The sequence below is a fragment of the Sphingopyxis sp. genome, assembly GCF_050725615.1.
In the GTDB taxonomy this organism is placed as follows: Bacteria; Pseudomonadota; Alphaproteobacteria; order Sphingomonadales; family Sphingomonadaceae; genus Sphingopyxis.
Window position 1 is genome coordinate 1 of record NZ_JBOHHU010000158.1, and the last position, 2,886, is coordinate 2,886.

Consider the following 2,886-nt stretch of genomic DNA (forward strand, 5'->3'; position numbering starts at 1 on the left):
GAGTTTGCCCTCTCCCATATGCACCGTGATCTTGTGCTTCTTCATCAGGAAGGCGACGCCCTGGCTCAGCTGCTTCGCAACGCCGCGCGACCGCTTCACCACCGCTTCGATATCGGCGCTGATCTGCTGCGCGATCAGGCCGTAATCGCCTGCGTGCTGCATATAATGATAGATTTCGGCCGACCGCAGCAGCGCCTTGGTCGGGATGCAGCCCCAGTTGAGGCAGATGCCCCCGAGATTCTCGCGCTCGACGATCGCGGTTTTCAGGCCCAATTGCGCCGCGCGGATCGCCGCGACATAGCCGCCGGGGCCCGAACCGAGGACGATGAGGTCGTATTCCATGTTAGATCTCAATCAAGGTAAAGGAAAAGGCTAGACGGAGACAATATCTTGATTCCATCACTCGGAGAGTGAGGACGTACATAGCTTATATTCAATTTATCAGCAGATGATATTTCGACGGTAAGCTGGCCACCTTTTTTCATCTTTTCAACCTCCACTCGAACCCCACCAAGTCGTGCCACATCATCCTTACCAGAAACTTCTTTAATAGAAGCACTATCAACCTTGGTTTCTATAGAAATGTTTTGACTGTCAGGGAGCTGAACGGGTATTATTATACTGAAATCCGCCAAATCATTCTTCAAATTGAAAAAATCAATCTTCTTAATGTAGCTTTCTGATTGCACAACATTTTTGAGTTGCTTTGGATCGAAACCAATAGTCCGCTCAGTGATATCACTATCAATATACAGTATAGTCCCGCTGGGCGGGCTTGATCGGGTCAGCCAAGCTAACAAAAGAGCCGCAACGACGGTCACGACCAACGTTACCAAACCGCCGACTAACTTGTCTTTTGTGCTAGGTGACATCAAGCAACCAGCCCCAGCGGGTTCTCCACCAGTTCCTTGAAGGTCTTCATCAACAGCGCGCCGTCGGCGCCGTCGATCGCGCGGTGGTCGAAGCTGCCGGTCGCCGACATGACGGTCGCGATCGCCAGCGCGTCATCGACCACATAGGGGCGCTTCTCGCCCGCGCCGATCGCCATGATCATGCCCTGCGGCGGGTTGATCACCGCGGTGAACTGCTTGATCCCCATCATGCCCATGTTCGAGATGCTGGCGGTGCCGCCCTGATATTCGCCGGGCTGGAGCTTGCCTTCCTTGGCCTTTGCAGCGAGTTCGGCCATTTCGGTCGAGATTTTCGACATCGACTTGCCGCCCGCATCGACGATGATCGGGGTGATCAGCCCGCCGGGGATGCTGACCGCGACCGAGATGTCGGCGCGCTTGTAATGCCGCATCACGTCGCCGCCGAAACTGACATTGCAGGCGGGCACGCGTTCTAGCGCGACCGCGAGCGCCTTGATCAGCATGTCGTTGACGCTGAGCTTGACCCCGCGCCCTTCGAGGCTGGCGTTGAGCTCGGTGCGGAGTTTCAACAAGGCGTCGAGGCGAATATCTACCGTCAGATAGATGTGCGGCGATTCCTGCATCGACTGGGTCAGGCGGCGCGCGATCGTCTTGCGCATGCCCGACAGCTTGCTGTCCTCGTGCGGGATGCCGAAATCGGGGATTTCGCTGGCGGCTGCCGGTGCGGCGGCCGGAGCAGCGGGTGCGGCCGCAGGGGCTGCTGCGACCGGAGCCGCAGCGGGTGCCGCCGCCGCGCCAACGGGAGCGCCGTCGAGGTCGTCCTTGACGATGCGCCCACCAGGGCCGCTGCCCTTGAGCGCCGACAGGTCGATACCGCGCTCGGCGGCGAGGCGCCTGGCGAGCGGGCTGGCCTTGATGCGGTCGCCCGACGCTGCGGGAGCGGCCTTCTCCGTCGCCCCCGCGGAGGCGGGGGCCGGTGTGTTGGGCGCGCTATCCCCAGCGGCCCCCGCCTTCGCGGGGGCGACGTCTTGTTTCGGTGCCTCTTCCTTCGCAGCCGGTGCTGCGGCAGGCGCCGCCTTGGCGCTCGTATCTTCGCCCTCGCCCGCGATCGTCGCGATCACGGTGCCGACCTTCACATTGTCGGTGCCCTCGGCGACCAGAATCTGGGTGATCGTGCCGTCGTCGATCGCTTCATATTCCATCGTCGCCTTGTCGGTCTCGATCTCGGCGAGCAGGTCGCCCGACTTCACCGTATCGCCCTCCTTGACCAGCCATTTGGCGAGCGTGCCCTCCTCCATCGTCGGCGAGAGCGCGGGCATTTTGAGTTCGATCGGCATCGTCTGGCTTATCCCTGTCAGTCTTGCAGGCCGTGCCTGCCGCTACGGATTGTTCCTCGCCATAAGAGCGTTTGCGGTCAAGGTCCATTGGCGCAAACTTGCCTTTCATACGAATGTGACGCACTCTCCCCTCGCAAAAAGCATAGCGGGGTCGGGGCATGCGTACATATCTGGTCGTGATCGACGACAGTCCGGAAGCGAGCCTGGCGCTGCGCTTCGCGGCGCGGCGCGCGGCGCGCACCGGGGGCGGCGTGATGGTGCTGGCGATCATCCCGCCGCAGGATTTCGTCGCGTTCGGCGGGGTGCAGGCGACGATCGAGGCCGAAGCGCGCGAACATGCCGAGGCGCTGGTGGCCGCCGCCGCCGATACGGTCGCGCAGGAAGCCAATGTCACGCCGCAGATCATGGTCAAGGCGGGCAAGCCCGCCGAGGTGGTGTGTCAGGTGATCGCCGAAAATGACGAGGTCGCCGCGCTGGTGCTGGCGACGGCGGCGTCGGGGGCGCCCGGGCCGCTCGTCGCCTATTTCACCGGACAGGATGCGGGAACCCTCCCCTGTCCGGTGATGCTGGTGCCGGGCGGGATCGATATCGGCCGGCTCGACGCGCTGAGTTAAAATATCCGATCGAAATTATACCGTAGCCCTGAGCCTGTCGAAGGGCGCTTCTCGGATAGGCGC

4 protein-coding genes are annotated in these 2,886 nt (G+C 61.6%); 1 reads left to right on the plus strand and 3 read right to left on the minus strand.

Going from position 1 to position 2,886, the window contains the following annotated elements:
- The 3 genes from ACREB7_RS20765 to ACREB7_RS20775 form a co-directional block, all read right to left on the minus strand.
- Positions 1–342, minus strand: a 342-nt coding sequence (locus ACREB7_RS20765; protein ID WP_431594155.1) for an FAD-dependent oxidoreductase, incomplete at its 3' end; no start/stop codon positions are given.
- 8 nt (positions 343–350) lie between these two features.
- Entirely contained in the window at positions 351–875 is a 525-nt protein-coding gene (locus tag ACREB7_RS20770; RefSeq protein ID WP_431594156.1) for a hypothetical protein, read from the minus strand.
- Positions 872–2,209, minus strand: coding sequence for a pyruvate dehydrogenase complex dihydrolipoamide acetyltransferase (locus tag ACREB7_RS20775; protein ID WP_431594157.1), 1,338 nt, complete (start codon positions 2,207–2,209; stop codon positions 872–874). Before ACREB7_RS20775 ends, ACREB7_RS20770 begins: the two co-directional genes overlap by 4 nt.
- Before the next feature lie 158 nt (positions 2,210–2,367).
- Between ACREB7_RS20775 and ACREB7_RS20780 the strand changes: the two genes are divergently transcribed.
- Positions 2,368–2,823 carry a universal stress protein gene (locus ACREB7_RS20780; protein WP_431594158.1) on the plus strand — a complete coding sequence of 152 codons (456 nt, stop codon included), beginning with the start codon at positions 2,368–2,370 and terminating at the stop codon, positions 2,821–2,823.
- The last annotated feature ends 63 nt before the right edge of the window (positions 2,824–2,886 follow it).